General features: G+C 62.9%; 18 protein-coding genes. 8 read left to right on the forward strand and 10 right to left on the reverse strand.

All coding sequences use genetic code 11. The features are described 5' to 3' along the window. Nucleotides 1-179 precede the first annotated feature (179 nt). From JN279_RS03430 to JN279_RS03440, 3 genes are read left to right on the forward strand one after another with little or no spacing between them, the layout of a single operon-like run. Nucleotides 180-1,055, forward strand: a complete 876-nt coding sequence (locus JN279_RS03430; protein ID WP_096452348.1) for a glycosyltransferase family 2 protein — start codon at nt 180-182, stop codon at nt 1,053-1,055. Beyond that, nucleotides 1,045-2,373, forward strand: coding sequence for a rhamnan synthesis F family protein (locus tag JN279_RS03435; RefSeq protein WP_096452346.1), 1,329 nt, complete (start codon nt 1,045-1,047; stop codon nt 2,371-2,373). The genes JN279_RS03430 and JN279_RS03435 overlap by 11 nt, the downstream gene beginning before the upstream one ends. Next, entirely contained in the window at nt 2,327-5,914 is a 3,588-nt protein-coding gene (locus JN279_RS03440; protein WP_096452344.1) for a glycoside hydrolase family 99-like domain-containing protein, read from the forward strand. Before JN279_RS03435 ends, JN279_RS03440 begins: the two co-directional genes overlap by 47 nt. Before the next feature lie 20 nt (nt 5,915-5,934). On the opposite strand, the gene JN279_RS03445 is transcribed toward JN279_RS03440, so the two are convergent. The 8 genes from JN279_RS03445 to rtcR all read right to left on the reverse strand — a co-directional run bounded on the left by JN279_RS03445 (nt 5,935) and on the right by rtcR (nt 15,639). Next, complete coding sequence (locus JN279_RS03445; protein WP_096452342.1) at nt 5,935-7,737, reverse strand: ABC transporter ATP-binding protein; 1,803 nt, start codon at nt 7,735-7,737, stop codon at nt 5,935-5,937. After that, a complete protein-coding gene (locus tag JN279_RS03450) occupies nt 7,734-8,678 on the reverse strand; it encodes an acetamidase/formamidase family protein (protein WP_202351986.1) in 945 nt (314 codons plus the stop codon). The genes JN279_RS03445 and JN279_RS03450 overlap by 4 nt, the downstream gene beginning before the upstream one ends. After that, nucleotides 8,668-10,311, reverse strand: a complete 1,644-nt coding sequence (locus tag JN279_RS03455; RefSeq protein ID WP_096452338.1) for an ABC transporter substrate-binding protein — start codon at nt 10,309-10,311, stop codon at nt 8,668-8,670. The genes JN279_RS03450 and JN279_RS03455 overlap by 11 nt, the downstream gene beginning before the upstream one ends. A 51-nt stretch (nt 10,312-10,362) precedes the next feature. Beyond that, complete coding sequence (locus JN279_RS03460) at nt 10,363-11,283, reverse strand: ABC transporter permease (protein ID WP_096452336.1); 921 nt, start codon at nt 11,281-11,283, stop codon at nt 10,363-10,365. Further along, nucleotides 11,280-12,188, reverse strand: a complete 909-nt coding sequence (locus tag JN279_RS03465) for an ABC transporter permease (RefSeq protein WP_446720393.1) — start codon at nt 12,186-12,188, stop codon at nt 11,280-11,282. Before JN279_RS03465 ends, JN279_RS03460 begins: the two co-directional genes overlap by 4 nt. Further along, a complete protein-coding gene (locus tag JN279_RS03470; protein ID WP_096452331.1) occupies nt 12,166-12,777 on the reverse strand; it encodes an ANTAR domain-containing response regulator in 612 nt (203 codons plus the stop codon). Before JN279_RS03470 ends, JN279_RS03465 begins: the two co-directional genes overlap by 23 nt. Beyond that, nucleotides 12,774-13,868: a transporter substrate-binding protein gene (locus JN279_RS03475; protein WP_096452329.1), complete on the reverse strand. Its 1,095-nt coding sequence runs from the start codon at nt 13,866-13,868 to the stop codon at nt 12,774-12,776. Before JN279_RS03475 ends, JN279_RS03470 begins: the two co-directional genes overlap by 4 nt. A gap of 172 nt (nt 13,869-14,040) precedes the next feature. Beyond that, a complete protein-coding gene (gene rtcR, locus JN279_RS03480; RefSeq protein WP_202351987.1) occupies nt 14,041-15,639 on the reverse strand; it encodes an RNA repair transcriptional activator RtcR in 1,599 nt (532 codons plus the stop codon). Between the two features lie 208 nt (nt 15,640-15,847). On the opposite strand from rtcR, the gene JN279_RS03485 reads away from it, so the two are divergent. Both JN279_RS03485 and JN279_RS03490 read left to right on the forward strand, forming a co-directional pair. Next, nucleotides 15,848-17,407 carry a vWA domain-containing protein gene (locus JN279_RS03485; RefSeq protein ID WP_202351988.1) on the forward strand — a complete coding sequence of 520 codons (1,560 nt, stop codon included), beginning with the start codon at nt 15,848-15,850 and terminating at the stop codon, nt 17,405-17,407. Between the two features lie 1,107 nt (nt 17,408-18,514). Further along, nucleotides 18,515-19,918, forward strand: a complete 1,404-nt coding sequence (locus JN279_RS03490; protein WP_202351989.1) for an RtcB family protein — start codon at nt 18,515-18,517, stop codon at nt 19,916-19,918. Nucleotides 19,919-19,968: 50 nt separating this feature from the next. Here JN279_RS03490 and JN279_RS03495 read toward each other — a convergent pair whose 3' ends face one another. Continuing rightward, nucleotides 19,969-20,838, reverse strand: coding sequence for a helix-turn-helix domain-containing protein (locus JN279_RS03495; protein ID WP_202351990.1), 870 nt, complete (start codon nt 20,836-20,838; stop codon nt 19,969-19,971). 93 nt (nt 20,839-20,931) lie between these two features. On the opposite strand from JN279_RS03495, the gene JN279_RS03500 reads away from it, so the two are divergent. Beyond that, nucleotides 20,932-22,476, forward strand: coding sequence for a 4-hydroxyphenylacetate 3-hydroxylase N-terminal domain-containing protein (locus JN279_RS03500; RefSeq protein ID WP_202351991.1), 1,545 nt, complete (start codon nt 20,932-20,934; stop codon nt 22,474-22,476). A 6-nt stretch (nt 22,477-22,482) separates the two neighbouring features. Beyond that, complete coding sequence (locus tag JN279_RS03505; RefSeq protein WP_027040919.1) at nt 22,483-22,992, forward strand: flavin reductase; 510 nt, start codon at nt 22,483-22,485, stop codon at nt 22,990-22,992. A 3-nt stretch (nt 22,993-22,995) separates the two neighbouring features. On the opposite strand, the gene hpaR is transcribed toward JN279_RS03505, so the two are convergent. Next, nucleotides 22,996-23,424: a homoprotocatechuate degradation operon regulator HpaR gene (gene hpaR / locus JN279_RS03510; protein WP_096452321.1), complete on the reverse strand. Its 429-nt coding sequence runs from the start codon at nt 23,422-23,424 to the stop codon at nt 22,996-22,998. Between the two features lie 186 nt (nt 23,425-23,610). On the opposite strand from hpaR, the gene JN279_RS03515 reads away from it, so the two are divergent. Then, nucleotides 23,611-23,997 carry a 5-carboxymethyl-2-hydroxymuconate Delta-isomerase gene (locus JN279_RS03515; RefSeq protein ID WP_096452319.1) on the forward strand — a complete coding sequence of 129 codons (387 nt, stop codon included), beginning with the start codon at nt 23,611-23,613 and terminating at the stop codon, nt 23,995-23,997.

The raw sequence follows: 23,997 nt of genomic DNA on the forward strand, positions 1-23,997 counted from the left end.
CGATCAACCGCGTCCGGTCGGTCTGGAGCCGATCAGTGGCTTATTGTGCCGCCGTGTCCGTTTGCCCCTATATTAGTCAACAGTATGGACTCGACCGTCTGAGTGGCACCGCTTAGATTGCGTATGGACCGCTAGCCTTCCACGGGGAAGCCAACTGAGATATCAGGATGGCTTAGGCAATGAATACGTCGATAACCGCTATTACTGTAACGCATAACAGCGCGCATACCGTGCGTGGTGCGCTTGCTCGCCTGCCCGCAGGGGTGGAGATCGTATGCGTCGATAATGCAAGCACCGACGATCTTTCCGCCGCGCTATCCGGCTTTGCCGTTCATCGTATTGATAATGCTGTAAATCTCGGCTTTGGGCACGCCTGCAACATCGGGGCGGCGGCGGCATCGGGGGAGTATCTGCTGTTCATCAACCCTGACGTGCGTCTTGAGACAGACGCCGTCGATGCGCTTATGCAGGCGGCGGAACGCTACCCAAATTGCGGCGTCTTCGTGCCGCGCACCAACACGGTGGATGGGCGGTTGTGGTTTCGCGAGCAGAGCGAAATCGATCGCCTTTCCGGTGTGTCGCTGCCGACACGTATTCGGCAGGTCTGGGGAGATTGTTGCGTCCGCTTCGTCAATGGCGGCGTGTTCATGATCAAACGGACGCTCTTCCTGGATACGGGCGGGTTTGATGAGGATATCTTTCTGTATTTCGAAGATGACGACCTCTCACACCGTCTGCTGCAGCGTGACGAGCCGATGATCCTTGTCAGTGGCGCGCATGCCGTCCACGACATTGGCACTTCGGTTGCGCAATCAACCCGGTCGCGAATCTTCCGGTATCGGTCGAAGATGCGATCGGAGATCCACTTGCGCAAAAAGTACGGCATCGCCTATAGCCCATCCGTGGACATACTCCGTTATTCGACGAAAATAGGCTTCTATTGCCTGACGCTTAATCGAAACAGACTGATCAATTCCTTGGGCCGACTGATAGGTATATTTGACAGCATCCTTGACCGATCGCGCGCGAATCGGAACGGCGGCTATGTCGCCTGACGCTGCCGACACGCGAGTTGCCCTGCCTGATGTCCTGCCCCGCGAGCCGCGAAAAGGCGAGGCATGCGGCGTCGACCGAAGCAGTGCCTGGAGCGAAATCCACATCCACGCGCCGGGGCGCTATATCGTGGAGCTTTCGCCAACGGACAGGCGCATGCCGTTTCTTCGGCTCAATGTTCGGCTCGCACGACATCCGGACAAGGTCGTCTTTGTGCCGGCTATCCAACGGACTCCATACCTGCTTGAAAGCACCGAAGGCGGTCTGGTGTTGCAATTTGAAAGAAGTGACATTCTTGCGGCGAGCGTTCGACCGTTAAGAATCAGGGATATTGGCGCGCTGTTGACTCGGCGCCATCGTCACAAGCGATTTCAACTCCCGCTTGGCCGAGGTGTCGTCTTGCAGCCCCTCTTGCACATTGCAGGAACGGAAGGGCGCGAATTGGCTCGCGCTCTCGGGAGCCTTCACGGTTGGGGCTTTGGCACCGCGAGCGACAATCTGCAGAAGTCCCTGTCGAGGCACTTCGACGGTCCACCAGCCGAGGCTCCCGAACGCCGGCCCACCGCCGAGCCGAAGATCGCCGTCGCGCTTCACCTGCACTACGCAGATCTCTGGCCCGAATTCGAGGCGCTGCTGGAAGCGATCGATCGTCCGTTCCACCTCGTCCTCACGCTGACCCGGCCTGACGCGGCACTCGCGGAACGCGTTCAGGCGAAATTTCAGGATGCCGAGATCTTTGTCTATGACAATCGCGGTCGCGACGTCGGTCCGTTCATCCAACTGCTCCGCGAAGGTAAGCTCGATCCCTTCGATCTCATCTGCAAGCTGCATGGCAAGAAGTCGGGGCCGAGCGGGCCGCGTATGGTCCTCGGTGAGATCTGGCGCCAGGCGAGTGCCTTCGACCTGATCGGATCCCGTGACGTGGTTGACCGCATCATCGCCGAGTTCGAGCGTTCGCCCGACACCGAGATGATTGGATCCAGACGCTTTCGGTTGCCCAATGAATGGAAGGGGGAGAAGGCTGCGTGGGGCGAGAACAGGGCGATGGTCCTCAATTTGCTGGAGACAATGGGTAAACCCTCCAGTTCTCGCCTCGACTTCTTTGCCGGGACGATGTTCTGGGTTCGCCGCAGCGCGCTGGAGCCCCTCATGCGGCTTGATCTGCCTTTGGCAGTCTTCCCCGAAGAGGCAAGCCAACAGGACGGCACATTGCAACATGCCCTCGAGCGTGTGCTTGGAATGATCTGCACAGAGATCTCCGGCGTTGCCTGGGATGATGACACGACGCCGGATTCCCGCGAGGCAGACCCGATTGGATAGATCCGAATTTTTGATCTTCGTAGGATCGTTGACCAGCAGAAGGCGATGGAAGAGATTTCGGCTCCGGCAACGAATTCGAGCCAGCGGGCTGTTCGATGTGTCGTGGTATCTGGTTCAAAATCCGGATGTAGTCAGGAGCGGGAAAGACCCGATCCTGCACTACATCAGGCACGGTGTCGCCGAGTCCCGGAATCCAAGTCCGAACTTCGACAACGAGTACTACTTGGCGAAATATCCCGACGTGGCTGTCGCGTCGATGAATCCGTTGGATCACTACATTCGTTTCGGCAAGATTGAGGGGCGCAGCACCCGACGTGCTCCAGGCACAAATGCCGGCGACATCGAGAGACCCGCCACCTATGTGCCGCGATCCAGCGAGGAACGGCCGGCCGCTTTGAGGGCGCGCCTGATTGCATTCTATCTGCCGCAGTTCCACCCGATCCCCGAAAATGATGCTTTTTGGGGCAAGGGCTTCACGGAGTGGGCAAATGTGACACGTGCGGTGCCGCAGTTCGACGGTCATTATCAGCCCCGGCTGCCGGGAGACCTCGGCTTTTATGACCTGCGGGTGAAGGACATCCAGAAGGAGCAGATCGAGATCGCCATGCAATATGGCATTTCGGGGTTCTGTTTCCACTTCTACTGGTTCAACGGCAAGCGCGTCCTTGAGATGCCGATCGCCCAGTTTGTCGAAAACGATGCGCACGAGATGGGCTTCTGTATCAATTGGGCAAACGAGCCTTGGAGCCGCCGTTGGGATGGGCGCGACCAGGAGGTGCTGATCGCGCAATCGCACTCGCCCGAGGACGACCTGGCCTTCATCGAACATGTATCCGGCTATTTCCGTGACCGGCGCTACATCCGTGTCGGCGGCAAGCCACTCCTCATGATTTACCGGCCCGGATTGTTTCCGTCAGCGATGGAAACGGCGCAGCGCTGGAGAGCTTATTGCCGGGAAGCCGGCATCGGTGAGATTTTTCTTGCCTATCCGCAGTCGTTCGACACGAGCGATCCCGCCGAATTCGGATTCGACGCGGCCGTCGAGTTTCCACCGAATCTTGGAAGATTCCCCGAGGTCAACGACAGCATCCCAACGCTCAAGAGCGACTTCAGGGGAAAGATCTACGACTGGGCAGAGCTCCTCAATCGCAGCCGCGCCTACCCGCGGGTTCCTTACACGCTGTTTCGCGGACTTTGCCCCTCCTGGGATAACACCGCACGGAGAATGGAGGCAGCCTACATTCTGGTGAACGCATCGCCGTCCCGCTACAAAGAATGGCTCACCAACGCGGTCGTCGATACATGCAATCGTTTTGCCGATTTCGACAGCCGGCTGATCTTCGTCAATGCCTGGAACGAGTGGGCGGAGGGAGCCTATCTCGAGCCCGATGCCCGCTACGGCTATGCCTATCTGCAGGAGACGCGGCACGTCCTGTCGGCTCCGGCAGCGGCCGGCAAACTGCCCAGGGATCCGTCCTGGAGCGTCTTGTTCGTGTCGCACGATGCGGTTCTCGGTGGCGCGCAGGCGTCGTTGCTCGACATCGTCAAATGGCTCCAGGCGCACACAGACCTGGAGATCAAGGTGCTGTGCCTGGCGGGCGGTGAACGGCTCGAAGAGTTTCGACGCATCGCCGATACCGTTCTTCTGGATGATCTGGTTTCGAGGACCGGGACCACCGCTGCAAGGCTGGCACGCATAACCGCCTGGTTCGGCGGCAGGCCGGACCTCATCTATTGCAACAGTCTGGCCACCGGCCGCGTGCACGCGATGCTTGGTGAACTGGGCAGTCCTATCCTGACGCACGCCAGGGAATTGGCAACGAGCGTCGCCCGATACGCCAAGGACGACATGGGGGACGTCGTTTCCCACACGCAGAGATTCATAGCGTGTTCCCCAAGTGTCCGGGACTATCTGGTGACCGACCACAATGTCGAAGCGAACGCCATAGACGTCATTCCAAGCGCGGTTCCGCAACCCCCCGATCACGGTCGGACGGAAATCCAGCGCCTTGAACGTCACCGGCTGGCCGGCTGGCCAACGGACAAGATCATTATCGTGGGATCCGGCCTCGGAATGCCCTTCCGCAAGGGCGCCGACCTTTTTATCGAGGTGGCCCGACTTCTTCGAGCCCGCGGGGTCGAAGACTATCATTTCTACTGGCTCGGCTCGTTTCCCGAGCAGGAACGGGATGAGGCTCTTGGTACGTGGTCTCAGCAACTCGCCAGGTTGCGGGCGGACGGATTGAACGAAAAGGTCACATTTCTGGGCGATGTCGAGGATGTGCGCGGTCATCTGCGTGGTGCCGATCTGTTTCTTCTGACATCCCGCGAAGAGCCGTTCGGCCGTGTCATGCTGGAGGCGGCATTCGCCGAGTTGCCGGTGATCTGCTTCGCAGGGAGCGGCGGGGCACCGGCTTTCGTCGAAGACGATGCCGGCATCGTCGTCGAATGGGCTGATCCCGTCGCTATGGCCGATGCCACGCTGAAACTGATCCGGGACCAACCGTTGCGGTCGAAGCTCGGCAGGCAAGCGAGCGCCAAGGCACAGCGGCATTTTTCCACCGATCGGGTCTTTCCGCGGCTGCTGTCGACCATGCGGAAGGTCGCAGGCAAGCCGCCCGCGGTCTCGATCATCGTGCCCAACTACAATTACGCCCGCTTTCTACACGAGCGTATGGACAGTATCCTGGGGCAGTCCTTCCAGGACTTCGAGCTCATCATCCTGGATGACGCCTCGACAGACGATAGCCAGTCGATCCTGGATTATTACGCCGGCGTCCATGGCACCCGCGTCATCGTCAATGAAAGCAATTCCGGGGCGCCCTATCCCCAATGGTTCAAGGGCATAGAGCTCGCAAGGGCCGATTTGATCTGGATCGCCGAAGCCGACGACATATCCGACCCGGGTTTCCTCGAAACCCTCGTGCCCTTGTTTCGCGACCCAAGCGTGAAGTTTGCCTTTTGCGCCTCGAAGATCATCAATGATCGAAGCGAGGCCGTCGGCGACTATCTGTCCAGCCCGTACCTCGCCGATCTCTCCAGTTTCAAATGGAAGCGCAGCTATCAGGTTTCGGCGGAACAGGAGGTCAACGAGGGGCTGGGCGTCAAGAACACCGTCATCAACATGAGTGCGGCGGTCTTCCGGAAATTCGACATCACGCCGGATTTCGTCGAGCGCGTCTTGTCGCTGCCGGCCGGCGGCGACTGGTACTTTATCCTCGAGGCTATCCGTAACGGCTCCGTCGCCTATGAGGCCGCATTGCTCAATCATCACCGCCGGCACGAGGACAGCGTGACCAGAGTCATCACGACCTCCCATTCGGAGGCGCTGCTGCGCACACGGCAGATGATCCATCAGCATGTGTTGGATACATACGCAACGGATTCGGCGATCAAGCTGAGAATGGCCGAACACATCGTACAGCTCTGGGACCAGCTCTTTCCCGGCCGCCCGGCCGAAGAGATGGAGAGCCTGTACTCGCTCAGCAAATTGGGCGAATTCCCTGCGAGGCTGCCGGAGAGCCGTTCGCCGGCGGTGTGAGCTGGCGAGGTGCTCCGCGCTCAGCTGCCGGCCGCGACGAGGTGGCCGTTGCCGACATCCTGAAGGGCCAGCTTCAGCGGTGCCTCGCCGATCCTGCGGGTGGCGCTCGGGATTTCCTGGTCGAGGCGGGCGAAGCGGCTTCTGCGCTGCGCCGGGTCCGGCACCGGCACGGCTTCGATCAGCCGCCTGGTGTAGGGATGGCGCGGGTTGGAAAACACCTGGTCGCGCGTGCCCATCTCGACGATCTGGCCGAGATACATGACGGCAACGCGGTCGGAGATATTCTCCACCACCGCCATGTCATGCGAGATGAAGAGATAGGCGACGCCGAATTCGCGCTGCAATTCCTTCAACAGGTCGAGCACGCGCGCCTGCACAGAAACGTCGAGCGCCGACACGCTTTCGTCGGCGATGATCAGCTTCGGCCGCAGTGCCAGCGCACGGGCGATGCAGACGCGCTGGCGCTGGCCACCGGAGAATTCGTGCGGATAGAGCTCCATCTGATCGGCCGACAGGCCGACGCGCTCGAACAGCGCCGCCACGTGCTCCCTGCGCTCTTCCCTTGAGGCAATGCCGTGGATGACCAGCGGCTCGGCGACAAGGTCGCCGACACGCATGCGCGGGTCGAGCGAGGCGAAGGGATCCTGGAAAATCATCTGCACGTCGCGGCGCACCGCCTTGCGTTCGTCGCGGCCGAGGCCCGACAGATTGCGCCCGCCAATGACGATGTCACCACTGTACGGCACCAGCCCGGCCAGCGCCTTGGCGGTGGTTGACTTGCCGCAGCCGGATTCGCCGACCAGCGCCAGCGTCTCGTTGGGGGCGATCGAGAAGCTGACGCCTTCGACCGCATGGACATGACGGTTGACCCGGCCGAAAACGCCCCCACGCAGGTCGAAGCGAACATGCAGGTCTTTGACGTCGGCGACATGAACCGGCGCCGCCGTCTCGACGTCCCTGGATTTCTGCCGGCCGGCACCACTGCCGATGCGTGGCACGGCGGCCAGCAGTTCGCGTGTGTAGCCGGCCTGCGGCCGCGCAAAAATGTCCGACGTTTTGCCTTCCTCGACCATGCGGCCGTGCCGCATGATGATAACGCGATCGGCCATTTCTGCGACCACGCCCATGTCGTGGGTGATGAGGATGACGCTGGTGCCGTGCTGGCGCTGCAGGTCGCGCAACAGCTCCAGCACCTCGCCCTGGACGGTGACGTCGAGCGCCGTCGTCGGCTCGTCGGCGATCAGCACGTCGGGCTCGAGCGCCAGCGCCATGGCGATCATGACCCGCTGGCGCATGCCGCCGGACAATTCATGCGGAAACTGCTTTAGCCGGCTTTCGGCTTCGGAAATACGCACCGCCTTCAGCGCCTCGATGGCACGCTGGCGCGCCTCGGCTTGCGACAGGCTGGTATGCGCCTCGATGGATTCGGTGAGCTGGCGGCCGATCGACAGCACCGGGTTGAGCGAAGTCATCGGCTCCTGGAAGATCATGGCGACGCGGTCCCCGCGAATACGGCGCATCCGGCGCTCGTCGAGAGTGGTCAGATCGGTATTGCCCAGATGGATCGTGCCTGACGATATACGGGCGGCAGGCTGCGGCAGCAATTGCATGATCGCCAGCGCCGTCATCGACTTGCCGGAGCCGGATTCGCCGGCAATGCAAAGCGTCTCGCCGCGCGCCAGCGCCAGCGACAGGTTGGACACGACCTCGCGCTCGCCATCCTCGCCGCGCACGCTGACGGATAGGTTGGCGATGTCGAGCACCACTCCGGCCGCCACCGGGGCGGTTGCCCCGGACCAGTTTTTGTCGACGCTTGCGTTCATTCAAACACGCAGCGCGGGAAGTAGAACGACACCACCCAGTTCGGCATGTCGACGATCTCGCTGATCCTGAGATCACCGCAGACCGAGGCGAGCATATAGGCCTCGACCGGGTCTATCTGGTAGCGTCCGGCGAGCAGGTCGACCATCTGCGCAACTGCTTCCTTCGCACCCGTCATCAGGTCCGGCCCGATACCGGTTGTCACCTCATAGCCCTTGGCGTCGAGATGGCGCGTCACCGGGCCCGGCGTGTTGAAGCGTGGCGTCTTCAGCCTGGCATCCTTGACCAGGTCGAGCTTGAGCACGACATCCATCGGGCTTTCGATCGCCGTGCCGCAGACCTCGCCGTCGCCTTGCGCGGCATGGGTGTCGCCGACAGAAAACAGCGCGCCCGCAACTTCCACCGGCAGATACAGCGTGGTGCCGGCGGCGAGATCGCGGATGTCGAGATTGCCGCCGACACGCCGGGGCGGCACGACCGAGTGAAGACCCATCTCAGCCGGCGCATTGCCAATGGTGCCGGCGAAGGGTTTCAACGGCACACGCGCGTTTTTGCCGAACAGCGCCGGTTCGAGCGAGGCGGCGTCATACTTCCAGACGTTCAGCGCCGGCTCCTTGAAGTCGTCGGCGAGCAGGCCGAACCCCGGGATGTTCCCCGTCCAGCCGAAGCCGGACGGTTTGAACAGCTCGATCGTCACCTTCAGCGCGTCACCGGGCTCGGCGCCCTCGACGAAGATCGGCCCGGTCACCGGATTGATCCCGGCGAAGTCGAGCTTGGCGATGTCGGCGACCGTGCTGTCGGCTTTCAGCTGACCGCCGGAGGAATCGAGGCACTGGAACTCGATGGTCGAGCCGGGCGCCACCCGCTCGACCGGGGCAAAGGAATTGTCCCAGCCGAAATGGTGATGGCGCCCGTGGATGGTGTAGTCGCAGTTATTGCACATCTTTTACGTACACATTGTCATAGTTGATCGGAACGTGGACCGGGTCGACATAGAGATTGTCGGCGCCGCCCATGCGCGCGGATTTCATGGTGAAGCGCTGCTCGTTGAAGACCGGCGCCCAGGGCGCGTCCGCCATGATCTTGGCGTAGATGTCGCTCCACATTTTATAGCGCTCATCGGACTTCGCCGGATCAACGATCGAGTCGGCTTCGGCGGCCTTGGCATCGAGATCCTTGTTGCAATACCACGACCAGTTCCAGCCGCCCGGCACCGCGCCGGCGCAGCCAAGGATCGGACCGTAGAAGTTCGAGGGATCGGGGAAATCCGCGATCCAGCCCATGCCGCCGGACCAGATCATCGGTGCGCCGGCCTTGTCGCCGCCGGCGGCGATGACGTTGGCCTGTGCCAGGGCCTGGATGCTGGCCTTGATGCCGATCGCCGCCAGGTCCTGCTGGATCGCCTGGGCAATGCGCGGGTTGGGGTCGGTGTTCATGGCGAACAATTGCGTGTCGAAGCCATCGGGATGGCCGGCCTCGGCAAGCAGTGCCTTGGCCTTGGCGACATCATAGGGATAGCCCTTGTATTCCTTGTCGTAGGCCGGCATCGACGGTGGCAGCGGCTGGTTGGCCGGCACGGCACGGCCATTGATGATCTGGATGATGCGCGCCTTGTTGATCGCCATGTTGACGGCCTGGCGCACCTTCACATTGTCGAAAGGCGCCATGGTGGTGTTCATGGTGATGTAGCCGGTGTGCAGCTGGCCGCCCTCGACGACGCGCGCCTTTTGTTCGGGATCGGACATCACCTCCTGGAATTTTGCCGGCGGAATGCCGTCGAGGGGCAGGTCGATCTCGCCCTTCTGCAGGCGCAGCAGCGCCACGATCGGCTCCTGGCCGACCTCGAAGGTGATCTTGTCCAAATGCGGCAGGCCCTTGTGCCAATAGTCCGGATTGCGCACGAAGACGATGCGCTGGCCGAGCGTCCATTCGGCGAGCTTGAAGGCGCCGGTGCCGATGGGGTGCTTGCCGAAATCGGCGCCATACTTCTCGACCTCTTCCTTCGGCACGACATGCGAGAAGTTGATGGCCATGACATGCAGGAAGGTGGCGTCGGGCCGGCTTAGTTCGAACTTGACGGTGTAGGGATCGACGACGGTGACACCCGCGAGGCTGTCCGCCTTGCCGGCCGCGACATCGTCATAGCCCTTGATCGAGCCGAAGAAGCCGGCGCCCGGGCTCTGCGTCTTCGGGTTGGTGACGCGGTCGAGCGAATATTTCACGTCGTCGGCCGTCATCTCACGGCCATTGTGGAATTTGACGCCGTGGCGCAGCTTGAAGGTGAAGGTCTTGCCGTCGGGCGAAATCTCGTAGCTTTCGGCAAGGTCCGGCTTCAGCTTGGTCGTACCCGGCTCGTAATCCATCAACCCGTCGAACAGGCTCTTGATCATCGACCAGTTCTGCCAGTCATAGCCGATGGCAGGGTCGAGCGTGGTGACGTCGTCCTTGTAGGTGGCGATGATCTCTCCGCCCTGCTTGGCGTTGGGATCGATGGTGTCCTCGGCGCGGGCGCTTGCCATGCCGAGCATCAGCGCCAGCGCCGATGCCGCCACGGTGGAGGCCAGAAATTTCTTCATTTCGAGTTCCCTTTCTCTGTTTGTTTTCTTGGTTTCATCCGAGCTTGATGCTCATCTGAGTTTGATGCGGGGGTCGATGAAGGGCGCGATGATGTCGGCCAAGAGATTGCCAAGCACGATGGCGAAGGCCGAGACCAGCGTGACGCCCATGATGATCGGGATGTCGACGCGCTGGATGGCTTGCCAGGCGAGCTGGCCAATGCCAGGCCAGCCGAACACGCTTTCGACGACGACGATGCCGCCCATGAAGATGCCGATGTCGATGCCGATCATGGCGATGACCGGCAGAATGGCGTTGGGCAGCGCATGGCGGAAAATGATGGCGCCCCGCGCCAGACCTTTCGCACGCGCCGTGCGGACATAATCCTGGCGCAGCACGTCGATCATCGACGAGCGCATCATGCGGGCGTACCAGCCGGCGCCGAGTATGCCCATGGTGAGCGACGGCAGCACGAGATGGCGCCAGGTGCCGTAGCCGCCGATCGGAAACCAGCTGAGCCTGACCGCAAAGACGTAGAGCAGCAAAAGCCCGACGACGAATTGCGGCGCCGAGACGCCGACGAAGGAGGCGACCATCAGCGTCTGGTCAGTGGCCGTACCACGCTTGACGGCGGCGATCAGGCCCATGGAGAGGCCGATCAGCAGCTCGCACAGGATGGCGCCGACCATCAGCAGCAGACTGGCCGGCAGCCGCGAGACGATCAGTTCGGTGACTTCGGAGCGCTGGATATAGGAGCGGCCGAGATCGCCGCTGACGAGCTTCGTCAGGTAGCGCCAATACTGGACGACGAAGGGCTGGTCGAGGCCGAGCTGCTGGCGGATATTCTCGACCGTCTGCGGCGTGGCGCTGCGGCCGGCGATCTGGCGCACCGGATCGGCCGGCAGGAGATAAAGCAGCGCGAAGGTGATCAGCGAGACGCCGAGCAGGATGAGCAGCGACTGGATGAGGCGGCGGCCGAGATAGGCGATCATGCCCGGCCCCTTTGCGTCGGATCGAGGATGTCGCGCAGCGCGTCGCCGATCAGGTTGAAGGCCAGCGCCAGCGCCAGGATCGCGGCACCGGGGAAGAACACCAGCCAGGGTGCGGCCTGGAAATAGGTCTGGTTCTCGAAGATGATGTTGCCCCAAGAGGCCGTCGGCGGCTGCACGCCGATGCCGAGGAAGGAGAGCGTCGCTTCGAGCAGCACCGTCGTCGAGATGCCGAGCGTACCCCAGACGATGATGGTCGGCAGCAGATGCGGCAGGATGTGGCGAAACAGGATGCGCGGCGCGCCGGCGCCGATGGTGCGTTCGGCATCGATGAACTCGCGCTCGGCGAGCGAAGAGGTCTCGGTGTAGATGACGCGCGCGGTCTGCACCCAGTTGACCAGCGCGATGACCATGGCGACGATCCAAAGGCTCGGCTGGAACACCGCCGCCAGGCAGATGGCCAGCAGCAGCGCCGGAAACGCCATCATCAGATCGGTGAAACGCATCAGCGCGCCGCCGATCCAGCCACGGAAGTAGCCGGCGGTGACGCCGACCAGGGTGCCGATGAACAGCGCCACGCCATTGGCGACGATGCCGATGATCAGCGAGGTGCGGGCGCCATAGAGGATGCGGGTCAGAAGGTCGCGGCCGAGCAGGTCGGTGCCGAGCCGGAATTTGGCATCCGGCGGCAGCGGCGAACCCTCTATGGTCAGGCCGTCGAACATCTGCTCATTGGGATCGTAGCCGGTCAGCCAGGGCGCCAGCACGGCGCCGGTGACGACGATGGCAACGATCACCAGTCCAAGCATTGCGAGACGGCGCCTGAGCAGCCGGCGCCAGACGCCTGCGCGCGGCTTGACCGGCATGCGCGCGGGCGCCGCGAGATCAGGCGCGATGGGACTGGTCATCGCCGCCTTCCGTTGCGTCTTCGCTTGTCATCGCCACGATGCGGCGCGCGGCATCCTCGACGCTGATCTGCCAGCTCATCGCCAGCGAGCGCAGCTGCGCATAGGCGCGTTCGTCGTCCGTGCCTTTCGACAGCGCCGCCACCGCGCGCACGATGGTCTGGCGCTCGGCGACGCGTTGGCGCAGCGCGGCAATTTCGCCGGCTAAATGTTTTCGAGCCTCGAAACTTTGCCTGGCGATCAGCAGCGCGCTGTAGACGCCGGCAGTGCCGACCGGCTTCAGGAGTTGTGCGTCGGCCTTGTGCGACAGCGCCCATTCGATGCGGCCCGGCGCCTCCGAGCCGATCAGCGCCACCAGCGGCATCGGCGCCTCGCCGGCTTTCCACGGAAATTGCTCGTCAAAGCCGAGATCGGCATCGAAGAAGACGAAATCAGCGGCGAGCGCCTCGGGCGGCAGTTCCGGCCAGCAATCCAACGTGACCAGGCCGATCGCCGACAATTGCCTTGTGATCGCCTGCACCGTCGGATGCGGGCGATGCAGGATAAAAGCCCTGGCGCCGCCGAGATTGGGGATGCGTGGCGTTCTGGTCACGACACCACCCGCAGGCGCGGACGGCCAAATGTTTTTGCGGGGTCGTAGCGCGACAGATAGGGATCCGGAGCGACCTCATCCTCGCGGCTCACCACTTCGAAGAAGCCGTCGGCGATCCGGCCGATGATCACCGGCAGCGTCGCATGCTGGGTATGAGCGTCAATGGCGATCGGTCCGAGCCGGGTGGAAAAGCGCCGTTCGGCGAAAATCTTCGAGAATTCCACCGGACCAGCCTCCGGATCGCGCGCAAGCACGTCAGCCATCACCTGCACCGAGGCATAGGCGGAGGCCTCGAAGGAAGACGCGAAGGCGGCCGGCCGCGGCGCGAAATACGGGCCGACGGACAGATGCCCTCTTCCCGTCTCGCCGATCGCCGGCAACTCGCCCTCGGTGAGATTGCAGGAAATGACCGGACAGCTTTCCGGGCTGAAGGCGGAATCTTCACGGCCCAGATCGCGGTAGGCGGCCAGGAAGGCGTAGGACGAGGTGCCGATCAGATTGTTGAGGATGAAGTTTGGCCGCGTCGCCCGGATTTCCCCGATCAGGCGCGACACGTCGGTCTCGCCGATGCGCAGATAACGTTCGCCCAGCACCTTGCCGCCGGCGTCGGCGATCAGGTCGCGCGCGACGCGGTTCATTTCCCAGCCCCAGATGTAGTTCGAGCCGAGCAGGAAGCCGTTGGCGCCGAAGCGCGGCACGACATGCGCCATCAGCGGCACCAGATGCTGGTTGGGGCAGGCGTGCATGTAAACGACATGCTCGTTGGCCTCGAACCCTTCATAGGGGCAGGCGTACCAGAGCATGCCGCCGGCCTTCTCCAGTACAGGGATGGTCTCCTTGCGGCTCCAGGAGGTGACGCAGCCGACGACATGGCGCGCGCTGCTGGTCTTGAAAATGTCCTCGCACAGCGTCGCGTAGCGGTCGGCATTGCTCTGCGGATCGCGCTCGACCGGCACCAGTTCAATGCCTGAACCACGGTCGGCATTGATGTCGGCGATCGCCCGCATGGCGCCGATACGGCACGCATCGGAGACGAGCTGATAGCTCCCCGAACGGGAATAGAGGATGCCGATCTCGATGCGCCGTTTCAAACAGGACCCCAGAAATGAAAATGCCCCGCAGCCAGCGCCGCAAGGGCGAGGCATACGAGGCATACTTGCCGCCCGGCGATCAGAGCCGGTATTTGGCCTTAAGGTATTCGGTCCGGCTGGTCAGTCAAGCGGGAAAGTGTGGCGCCTGACGGCGGGATCCGGGTGACCCCGCTCATTTTCGAATGATGTCCTCGAAGCTGAGGTCGAAGCGCCTGAGGTATTTGCGCAGCCGGTCGGCATCGTTGCCGCTGGTCTTTTGCAGCCGCGAGACGGCAAACAGTTTCCGGCCGGCGGCACTGATCGAATTGCTGTCGCGGCAAATGGCCAGCACGGTTGCCAGCTGCGCGCGATCGAAGACGTCGATCTGACTCTGGCGCTCGGGGCCGAGAACCTCCGCCAAAATGGCCTCCCGGTCGTCTGCCTCACCGGCGCGCCAGAGCGCGGCCAGACGTTCGATCTCGTCGCGCACGGTTTCCTCGTTGATGCGGCCGAGCGGCGCCAATGTCGCCATGCGGGTGACGGAGGCCGAGAGATCGCGGAAATTGGCCCGCCACATCGCCTCCGGCGCCACGGCGAATTTCAGATAGAGGTCGCGCGCCTCCTTGTTGAAGGTGGCGTTCTGTCCTTCACGCTCGCTGAAGCGGCGCAGCTCGAAGTCGAGGTTCGGCTCGATGTCTTCCTTGCGGTCGCGTAGCGCCGGCAGCTGGAAGGTCCAAAGGTTCAGCCGGGCAAACAAATCCTCGCGGAACTTGCCCTCCTTCACGCCGATCGACAGATCGCGGTTGGTGCCGGCGAGAAGCTGGAAATCCGACATCACGTCCTGGTCGGCGCCAACCGGCAGAAAACGCTTTTCCTCGATGGCGCGCAGACACATGGCCTGTTCGTCGGGGCCGAGTTCGCCGATCTCGTCGAGGAACAGCACGCCCTTGTTGGCCGATTTCATCAGCCCGGCGCGCTCGTTCTGGGCGCCGGTGAATGCACCCTTGACGTGGCCGAACAGGGTCGACATCGCCTGGTCGCCGCGCAACGTCGCGCAATTGACCTCGATGAAGGCGCCGGAAACCTGCCGCTGTGCCTTCTTGAGCTCGTAAATGCGCCTGGCCAGCTGCGACTTGCCCGCGCCCGTCGGGCCGGTCAGCAGCACCGGCGCGCGCGAGCGGATCGTCACTTTCTCGATCTGGTCGATCATCTGGTTGAAGGCGGGATTGCGGGTGGCGATGCCCGATTTCAGGAAGGACGTCGCCTCGTCGCGCTCGGCGGTAAAGCGCGTGGCGATGGCGTCGTAACGAGACAGATCGAGATCGATGATCGAATGGCTGCCGGAGACGTCCTCGTCACGTCCCTCCTTGCGCGGCGAAAGCTGCAGCAGCCGCGCCGGGATGAAATGCGCCTCGGTGAGCAGGAACCAGCAGATCTGCGCAACATGAGTGCCGGTGGTGATGTTGACGAGATAGTCTTCCTTCTCGGGATCGAATGTGTAGGCGCGGGCGAAGTCACGCAGACCTGTATAAACCTCGCTGAAATCCCAGGGATCGCGCATGCTGATGAGATGCGGCCTGACCTCGGTGGCAGGCGAGACTTGCTCGATGTCGGCAATAATCTGCGTGGCCAGCTGTCGCGACTGAGTGCCGTGGATGAGCTCCAGCCGATCGATGAACAATCCCGGCTGCTGGCACAGCGCAACCGTTGGCCGCCACTTCCGCCAACGGTCTTCGGTGCGGCCCGCATCAAGCGTTGTGCCAAGAATGCCAATCGCAACGCGTCTCTTCATATTATCCCATGATATAAGTTCCGAGATTTTTGGATCACTATACAGGTTCTTCCTTGGACAAGGCCAGAGGGGGCATAGCTGTTGGCTTGTTTTTATTTCCTCATTAAATCAAATAGCTAGCTGACTTTGAGCGAGCCGATATGCGCTCATCCTTCAAACTGGCACGCCGCCTGCACTGATGCTGGTGTGAAAATGAAGGATGAGAACAATGGCGAACAAATCCGTGTTTGCGACGAGTGCAGGAAAGCTGCTCCCGCCGGCTGACGCCAGGAACCATGAAGGCGCCCGGGCTTACCGCCTGTCGCCGCATCAGGCTCTGGCGCAGCTGGCGGCGACGGGCACGTTCAACGCGACCTTCTATGCCGAGCCGCGCGAGCAGCTGGACGAGGTGCTGAAGCTCGCCTGGCAGGTCGAGCCGGGATTCCTGGCACGCACCGCCGTCCACGCTTTCGAGCAGGGCTACATGAAGGATATGCCGGCGCTGCTGCTGGCCGTTCTGTCCTGCATGCAGGGCGATGAGTTCAACCGTGCTTTCGGGCGCATCGTCAGGAACGGCAAGATGCTGCGCAATTTCGTGCAGGTCATGCGTTCGGGCGCCACCGGGCGCAAGTCGCTCGGCACGCGGCCGAAGCGGCTTGTCCAGGCGTGGCTCGAGCAGGCGGCCGACTTCGAGATCATGCGGGCAGCGGTCGGCAATGATCCGTCGCTGGCCGATGTCATCAAGATGGTTCACCCGAAGCCGAAGTCGGCCTCGCGTGAGGCGCTTTATGGCTATCTGATCGGCAAGCCGTACGACGCTTCGGTGCTGCCGGACGTGGTCAAGGCGTTCGAAGCGTTCAAGCGCGATCCGTCGCTGCCCGTGCCGGAAGTGCCGTTCCAGATGCTGACCTCGATGCCGCTTTCGCGCGAGCATTGGGTGCAGATCGCGGCGACGGCCGGATGGCAGATGCTGCGGCAGAACCTGAACACTTTCGCCCGCAACGGCGTGTTTGAAGTGGACGGGTTCGGTGAGGCGCTGGCGGCGCGACTGCGTGACCCGGAAGAGGTCCGGCGTGCTCGGGTGTTCCCGTATCAGCTGATGGTGGCGTTCACCATGGCCGGTGCGGAAGTGCCTGGCGTGGTCAGGGATGCGCTGCAGGATGCGATGGAAATCGCGCTCGGCAACGTGCCCCGGATCAAGGGCAAGGTGGTCGTGTGTCCGGATGTTTCGGGCTCGATGAGCTCGCCGGCGACCGGGTACCGCAAGGGCGCGACGTCGGCCGTGCGTTGCATCGACGTGGCTGCCCTGGTGGCCGCCGCGATGCTGCGACGCAACCCGACGGCGAGGGTCTTGCCGTTCGAGAACGATGTGGTGGATATCCGCCTCAACGCTCGCGATACGGTGATGACCAACGCCGCCAAGCTTGCCGCCATCGGAGGTGGTGGAACCAACTGTTCGGCTCCGCTGGCACGGCTGGTGCGTGAGAAGGCCGATGTCGACCTGGTGGTGTTCGTGTCGGACAACCAGTCCTGGGTGGATGCGTCGGCGCATGCGCATCAGGGCACGGCGACGATGCAGGAATGGCAGAAGCTCAAGGGGTTGAACCCGGGGGCCAAGCTGGTCTGCGTCGACATCCAGCCCTACGCGACGACGCAGGCCAAGCCGCATGCCGACATCTTGAATGTCGGTGGCTTCTCCGACCGCGTCTTCGACGTGGTGGGCACGATGCTGTCCTCGAGCGGCGACCCGGACCATTGGGTGCGCATGATCGAGGCGGTGGAACTCTGAGCAATGGTCCCGGCGATGCATTCGCCGGAACCACAGGAATACAATTCAGGGCATGACGAATGCCGATGGAACTACAGGCTGTTCACCTCCAGGTCGCGGGTTCGAATCCCGTCGGGTCCGCCACTATGGGCCCGTAGCTCAGCGGATAGAGCGGGACGTTTCGTCAAACCTTGTCGTCATGCCCGACGATCTTGCGCGACTTCGGTCGCAACCGGACAGAAAAGGAACCGAGCACGAGGCGTGACGAATGCGTGTGGAACTACATCCTAACTTTCGGGTCGCGGGTTCGATTCCTGCCGGAGCTGCCAATCGGCTCCGTAGCTCAGTCGGTAGAGCAGAAAGGCAGTTTCACAACAGACTTGTCGTCGCACCTCGTATGAAACAGCCGTGGCGAATGCCCGATGGAACTACAGTACCAACCAAGCGGGATGCTCCGTGAGGTTCGACTCCTCACCTTGCTGGCGCTCTCTGGCACGAGCGGGACTCCCGGGTTTCATCATCTTTTTGTCGCCGCGGCGACGCGAATACATGGCGAATGCAGGCAGGACTACAGGTAGCGCGCCCGTCGGAAGACGGGAGGTCGGGTGTTCAAATCACTCTCCCGCTCCACGGGAGCGGGGTGGCGCAGTCAAGCGTTGTCTTGCCGATCCTTGTCGCCAGCCGATTGAACAGGGCGAATGCCTGCGGGAATACATTGGTATCTGGCGGTTCGAATCCGCCCGTCGGTCGGTTGATCGATCGGTTTCTCGCATCGACTTGTCGCCCGCCGAAGAAAGGGAAAAGAATGGCGAATGCAGGCAGGACTACAGGGATAGAGCGTCCGCGGCGAAAGTCGCGGAAGGTCGGGTGTTCAAACCATCCCTTCCGTCCCAGGATGGAAGTAGCTCAGTCATTGTCTTGCCGACCCTTGTCGCCAGACCGAATGAATAGGACGAATGCCTGCGTGACTACAGGTAGACGCGGCCGGCTTCAGGCAAGCGGGTGCCGAAAGGCGTGAGGGTTCGTGTCCCTCCTTCGCGGCTTCGCGAAGTGGCGGAAAAGATGTCTCGCATTCCCTTGTCGTCCGCCCGCAATACCCAGTGCTTGATATGACCGAAAGTGAAAGACATGACCGAGATTTTGAGTGGACAGGATTTGATCGACGCCGGCATGCCGCAGGGCAAGTGGTTCGGCAAGGCGCTCGCCGCCGCCAACGCGGTGCTGGACGGCGGCGGATCGCAGGGCGATGCGCTGGAGGCCGCGCGTGCTTTCGCGCCGCCGCCGGCGATGCCGCTGCAGTCGGCTGCCGCCATGCCGCTACACCTCAACATCGAGGCTGAAACGCCTGATGAGGCCGCCAATGTCGAAGCGGTGATGCGCAGCATGACCGAGTTGATGCGCACGCCGGTGATCCGTGCCGGCGCCATCATGCCGGATGCCTGCCCGGCCGGTCCGTCGGGCACGATTCCGGTCGGCGGCGTTGCGGTGTCGGAGGCGATCCATCCCGGCATGCATTCGGCCGACATCTGCTGCTCGATGGCGATCTCGGTGTTTCCCGGCGTGGCGCCGGCGGCACTGCTCGATGCCGTGCATGGGGTCACCCATTTCGGCCCGGGCGGGCGTCCGCGCGGCCAGCAGATCCGGCCAGGCAAAGAGGTCTTCCAGCGTTTCGAGGCCAACCCCTTGCTGCGTGATCTGACCAGTGCGGCGATCGAGCATTTCGGCACGCAGGGCGACGGCAACCATTTCGCCTATGTCGGCACGGTGAAGTCGAGCGGCCAGACGGCGCTGGTCACGCATCATGGCTCGCGCTCGCCGGGTGCGCGGCTCTATGCCAAGGGCATGAGGATCGCCGAGGGTGTGCGCAAGACGCTGTCGCCGGAAACCTTGCCGCAGAACGCCTGGATTCCCGCCGACACGCGGGAAGGCGATGAGTATTGGGAGGCCCTGCAGACAATCCGGGAATGGACCAAGGGCAATCATATGCTCATCCACGACCTGGCGGCCGAAAAGCTGGCGGCGAAGGTGTCGGACCGGTTCTGGAACGAGCACAACTTCGTCTTCCGCCGCTCGGACGGGTTGTTCTACCACGGCAAGGGCGCCACGCCGGCCTTCGACAACTGGGCCGACGACGCGACCGACCTGACGCTGATCCCGCTCAACATGGCGGAGCCGGTGCTGATCGTGCGTGGCAAGAACGCGACGCACGGACTTGGCTTCTCGCCGCACGGCGCCGGGCGCAATTTTTCGCGCACCCAGCACCGGCGCATGCAGGCGGGACGCAGCGACGCCGATATCTTCGCGGAAGAGACGAAGGGCATCGATGCCCGCTTCTTCTCCGGCGTGACGGATATTTCGGAGCTGCCGAGCGCTTACAAGAACGCGGCCTCGATGCGTCGCCAGATCGAGCACTTTGGTCTGGCGGAAATCGTCGACGAGGTGCTGCCCTATGGCTGCATCATGGCCGGCGACTGGGAAGCCAATGCGCCCTGGCGCAAGAAGCGGGAAGCGCGCCAGCAGCAGGGGCGCTAGCCCGTCACAAACCGGATGCGGGCCGCAAGGTCCGCATCCACCACCGCCTGTCAGTGCCTTTGCAACTGCTTCCGCCGCCAGGCGGCGGGTGCCTCGCCTATCCGTTTGCGAAAGAAGCGTGAGAAATAGGCGGGATCATCGAAACCGATCTCGTAGGCGATGTCCTCGACCGTGCGCACGGTGAACAGCAGCAGTCGCTTGGCCTCCAGCAGCCGGCGCTCGCTCACCACACGCTTGACGCCGCTGCCCAGCACCGCGCGGCTGGCCTTGTCGAGAAGATGCGGCGTCGTGGCGAGCGCTTCGACGTAACGGTCGACCGGCCAGTTGTCGCGGAAATGCGCATCGACGAGGCGGCGCAAGCCTGTCGCCAGCGATGCATCGGAAGACGGCGCCGCGGCGACAGTCGCCGGCGCGAGACGTGCGATGTGGGAGAGTGCGACGGCGATCAGCGACTGCAGGATCTTGTCGTTGCCGGCCCGCGCCTCGGCGTATTCGGCGGCGATCATGTCCAGCACCGTCGCCAACCGCTTCCACGCGGCCCGGTCCGGAAGGCCGTCGGTGAAGACCGGCCGGTCCAGGGGCAGCAGGCTGTGGCCGGCAATCGCGGCCAGCGCATCATCGGCGATCGAGACGACGATGGCGTCGGTGCCTGGGCCGATAGAGAAGCCATGCACGACATTGCTCGGCACGAAGCTGACGGCCGGCGCCGAAAAGTCCCAGGACCGGTCCTCGATACGGTATGTGCCGGAGCCGCTGGTCCAGTAGGTGATCTGGCCCATCTGCGGATGCTTGTGCGCGGCGACCTGACCGAGGTGGATATTGCTGCGGGCAAGCACTGTCTCAACATGCAGGAAGCCGATGTCGAGCGGCCGCACCGGCTCGCCATAGACGAAGAAATCGGGAATGGAGCTCTGGCTCATGGCGCCGGAAAAAGTCCAATCGGTTTTGCCGTTCCGTCCATAACCCATCCTCAGGCCTGACGCTAGGATCGCTATATCAAGTGGAGGAACAACATGCGGTCAGAAGATTTTCGTGCGGACAAAGCGCGCCCGTTCACCGGCGCCGAGTATCTGGAGAGCCTGCGCGACGGCCGCGAGGTCTATATCAACGGCGAGCGCGTCGTCGACGTCACCACGCACCCGGCGATGCGCAATTCCGTGCGGTCGCTGGCGCGGCTCTACGATGCGCTGCATGATCCGAAGCGGCGCGACATGCTGACCGCGGCCACCGACACCGGTTCGGGCGGCTACACGCACAAATATTTCCGCGTCGCCAAATCCTCGGGCGAACTCGCCGCCCAGCAGACGGCGATCGCCGAGTGGTCGCGCATGTCCTATGGCTGGATGGGGCGCACGCCCGACTACAAGGCGGCGCTGATGAACACGCTCGGCGCCAATGCCGACTGGTACGGGCCGTTCAAGGACAATGCGCTTGCCTGGCACAGCAGAGCCCAGGAAGCCGTGCTGTTCATGAACCATGCCATCGTCAACCCGCCGATCGATCGCCACAAGCCGGCCGAACAGGTAAAGGATGTCTTCGTCCACATCACCAAGGAGACGGATGCCGGGATTTATGTTTCCGGCGCCAAGGTGGTGGCGACGTCGTCGGCGCTGACGCACTACAATTTCCTGGCGCAGGGCTCGGCGACGGTCACAGAGGATCCGTCGCTGTCGGTGATGTTCATCGTGCCGATGAACGCGCCGGGGATAAAGATGTTCTGCCGCGTCTCCTACGAGCAGACGGCCAACACGGTGGCGGCGCCCTTCGACTATCCCTTGTCGTCGCGTTTCGACGAGAACGACGCCATCCTGGTGCTCGACAATGTCTTCATCCCCTGGGAGGACGTGCTGGTGCTGCGCGACGCGCAAAAAATCCTGTCGTTCCATCCGGCGTCCGGCTTCATGCACGGCTACTGCTTCCAGGGTTGCACGCGTTTTGCCGTCAAGCTCGACTTCCTTGCCGGCCTGCTGGCGAAGGCGCTCAGGGCCACTGGCGGCGACGCCTTCCGCGGCAACCAGGCGGCACTCGGCGAAGTGATCGCGCTCAGGCACATGTTCTGGAGCTTTTCCAATGCCATGGCCTACAATCCGATCCCGTGGGCGAATGGCGCGGTGCTGCCCAATCTCGACGCCGCACTCGCCTACCGGACCTTCATGTCGGAAGCCTATCCGCGCGTCATCGACACGGTGCGCCGAGTGATCGCCTCGGGGCTGATCTACCTGCCGTCCTCGGTGCGCGACTTCAACAATCCCGAGATCGACAAATACCTGGCGCAGTATGTGCGCGGCTCCAACGATATGGGCCACATCGAGCGCATCAAGATCATGAAGCTGCTGTGGGACGCGACGGGCACCGAGTTCGGCGGCCGTCACGCGCTTTACGAGCTCAACTATGCCGGTGCGCCGGAAGAGGTGCGGCTGCAGGTGCTGAAGGGCGCCGAACGCGGCGGGCGGCTGAAGGCGATGGAGGAACTCGTCGACACTTGCATGGCCGACTATGACGAGCATGGCTGGACAGGCGATACCTGGCTCAATCCACTTGCTTCGGCGGCTGAGTAAACTCAGATGGCCACGCAGATTTCGAAAACCGATTTCCGCGACGCCATGGCAAGGGTCTGCGCACCGGTCAACATCGTCACGACCGACGGCCCGGCCGGGCGCGGCGGCTTCACCGCCACCGCCATGTGCAGCGTCTCCGACGAGCCGCCGACGCTGCTGGTCTGCATGAACGGGCGTTCGACGCAGGCCGCCATGTTCCTCGCCAACCGGCGCTTCTGCGTCAACGTGCTGACGCATGACCACATGCATCTGGCAGGAAAGTTCGCCGGCGCGACCCGGGACATGGAGGCGCGCTATTCAGCGGCGCGCTGGCAGACGCTGACCTCAGGCACGCCGGCACTGTCGGACGCGATCGTCAATTTCGACTGCGAGATCGAGGACGTGCATATCGTCGGCACGCACAATGTCATGATCGGCCGCGTCATCGATGTGCGCCACGGTAGCGGCGGTTCGGCGCTGCTTTATGTCGATCGGAATTATACGCAGCCGACTCGGCTGGGGAGTTTTGGTGGGTGAGGCTCAGCTCTCGCCGTCGATCAGCGTCTCCAGCAGGTCGAGCAGCTGCTCCAGCCGCTCGTGGCCGAAGCGGCGCTCGATGTCGTCGTAGATGACGCGGCGTTCGGGCGACAGGGCGTCGATCAGGGCGGAACCGGCCGGGGCGATGGTCAGGACGACGCGGCGGCCGTCGCCTTCCGCCTTGTTGCGGGTGATGAATTTTCGGCCTTCGAGCGCCTTGATGATGCGGGTCAGGCTGGGCGGCAGCACCGAAGCGCGATCGGCCAGCTCCGTCGCCTCGACCGAGCCGGCTTCGCTCAGCACGCGCAACACGCGCCATTGCTGTTCGGTCACGTCATGCGCGGCGAGCATCGGGCGAAACCGCGCCATCACCACTTCGCGGGCGTGAAGCAGCGCCATTGGCAAGGAGCGGCGGGTGTTCTCGGGCAGCAAGTGAAATTCTCTCCAGCGCTGGCTTGCGATCGGCGGCAGGCTTTGCCCAGCAGCGCTGGCCGCCAAAGCCCGTCACCGTCATCCCGTATCGTCGCCTCAGTCCTGATGCAAGGCTTGACTTCGGCCACACCGCATGTAATTAACGCGTTAACTACAACAATACAAGCGACCAGGGAACGAAACGCGGTGCCTCACTTCTCCATCGAGTATTCGGCCAATCTCGATGCCAAGCTCGACATGGGCGAATTGTGCGCGCTGGTGCTGCGCACCGTGCTCGACACCGGGTTGTTCGAGACCGGCGCGGTGCGGGTGCGGGCCTTTCGCGCCGAGGCCTATGCCATTGCCGACAGAATGCCGGAAAACGCCTTTCTCGACATGTCGTTTCGCATCGGCACCGGCCGCAGCGCCGAGGACAAGAAGCGGACCGGCGAGGCCGTGTTTGCGGCGGTGAGCCAATATCTGGCCACGCTGTTCGAGACCCCGCATTTCGCTTTGTCGCTGGAGATCCGGGAAATCGACCCGGTGCTGAGCTGGAAGAAGAATGCAATCCACCCGCGGCTGCGCGGCAAGTGA

The sequence above is a fragment of the Mesorhizobium sp. 113-1-2 genome, from assembly GCF_016756475.1.
Taxonomy (GTDB): Bacteria; Pseudomonadota; Alphaproteobacteria; order Rhizobiales; family Rhizobiaceae; genus Mesorhizobium; species Mesorhizobium loti_C.

Excerpts from the sequence above, each read along its gene's own strand:
- JN279_RS03440 (WP_096452344.1), top strand. The coding sequence starts at position 2,327 with ATGATGACACGACGCCGGATTCCCGCGAGGCAGACCCGATTGGATAGA.
- JN279_RS03460 (WP_096452336.1), bottom strand. The coding sequence starts at position 11,283 with ATGATCGCCTATCTCGGCCGCCGCCTCATCCAGTCGCTGCTCATCCTG.
- JN279_RS03490 (WP_202351989.1), top strand. The coding sequence starts at position 18,515 with ATGACCGAGATTTTGAGTGGACAGGATTTGATCGACGCCGGCATGCCG.
- rtcR (WP_202351987.1), bottom strand. The coding sequence starts at position 15,639 with ATGAAGAGACGCGTTGCGATTGGCATTCTTGGCACAACGCTTGATGCG.
- JN279_RS03505 (WP_027040919.1), top strand. The coding sequence starts at position 22,483 with ATGGCCACGCAGATTTCGAAAACCGATTTCCGCGACGCCATGGCAAGG.
- JN279_RS03485 (WP_202351988.1), top strand. The coding sequence starts at position 15,848 with ATGGCGAACAAATCCGTGTTTGCGACGAGTGCAGGAAAGCTGCTCCCG.
- JN279_RS03455 (WP_096452338.1), bottom strand. The coding sequence starts at position 10,311 with ATGAAGAAATTTCTGGCCTCCACCGTGGCGGCATCGGCGCTGGCGCTG.
- JN279_RS03445 (WP_096452342.1), bottom strand. The coding sequence starts at position 7,737 with ATGAACGCAAGCGTCGACAAAAACTGGTCCGGGGCAACCGCCCCGGTG.
- JN279_RS03430 (WP_096452348.1), top strand. The coding sequence starts at position 180 with ATGAATACGTCGATAACCGCTATTACTGTAACGCATAACAGCGCGCAT.
- JN279_RS03500 (WP_202351991.1), top strand. The coding sequence starts at position 20,932 with ATGCGGTCAGAAGATTTTCGTGCGGACAAAGCGCGCCCGTTCACCGGC.
- JN279_RS03495 (WP_202351990.1), bottom strand. The coding sequence starts at position 20,838 with ATGAGCCAGAGCTCCATTCCCGATTTCTTCGTCTATGGCGAGCCGGTG.
- JN279_RS03450 (WP_202351986.1), bottom strand. The coding sequence starts at position 8,678 with ATGTGCAATAACTGCGACTACACCATCCACGGGCGCCATCACCATTTC.
- JN279_RS03465 (WP_446720393.1), bottom strand. The coding sequence starts at position 12,188 with ATGACCAGTCCCATCGCGCCTGATCTCGCGGCGCCCGCGCGCATGCCG.
- JN279_RS03435 (WP_096452346.1), top strand. The coding sequence starts at position 1,045 with ATGTCGCCTGACGCTGCCGACACGCGAGTTGCCCTGCCTGATGTCCTG.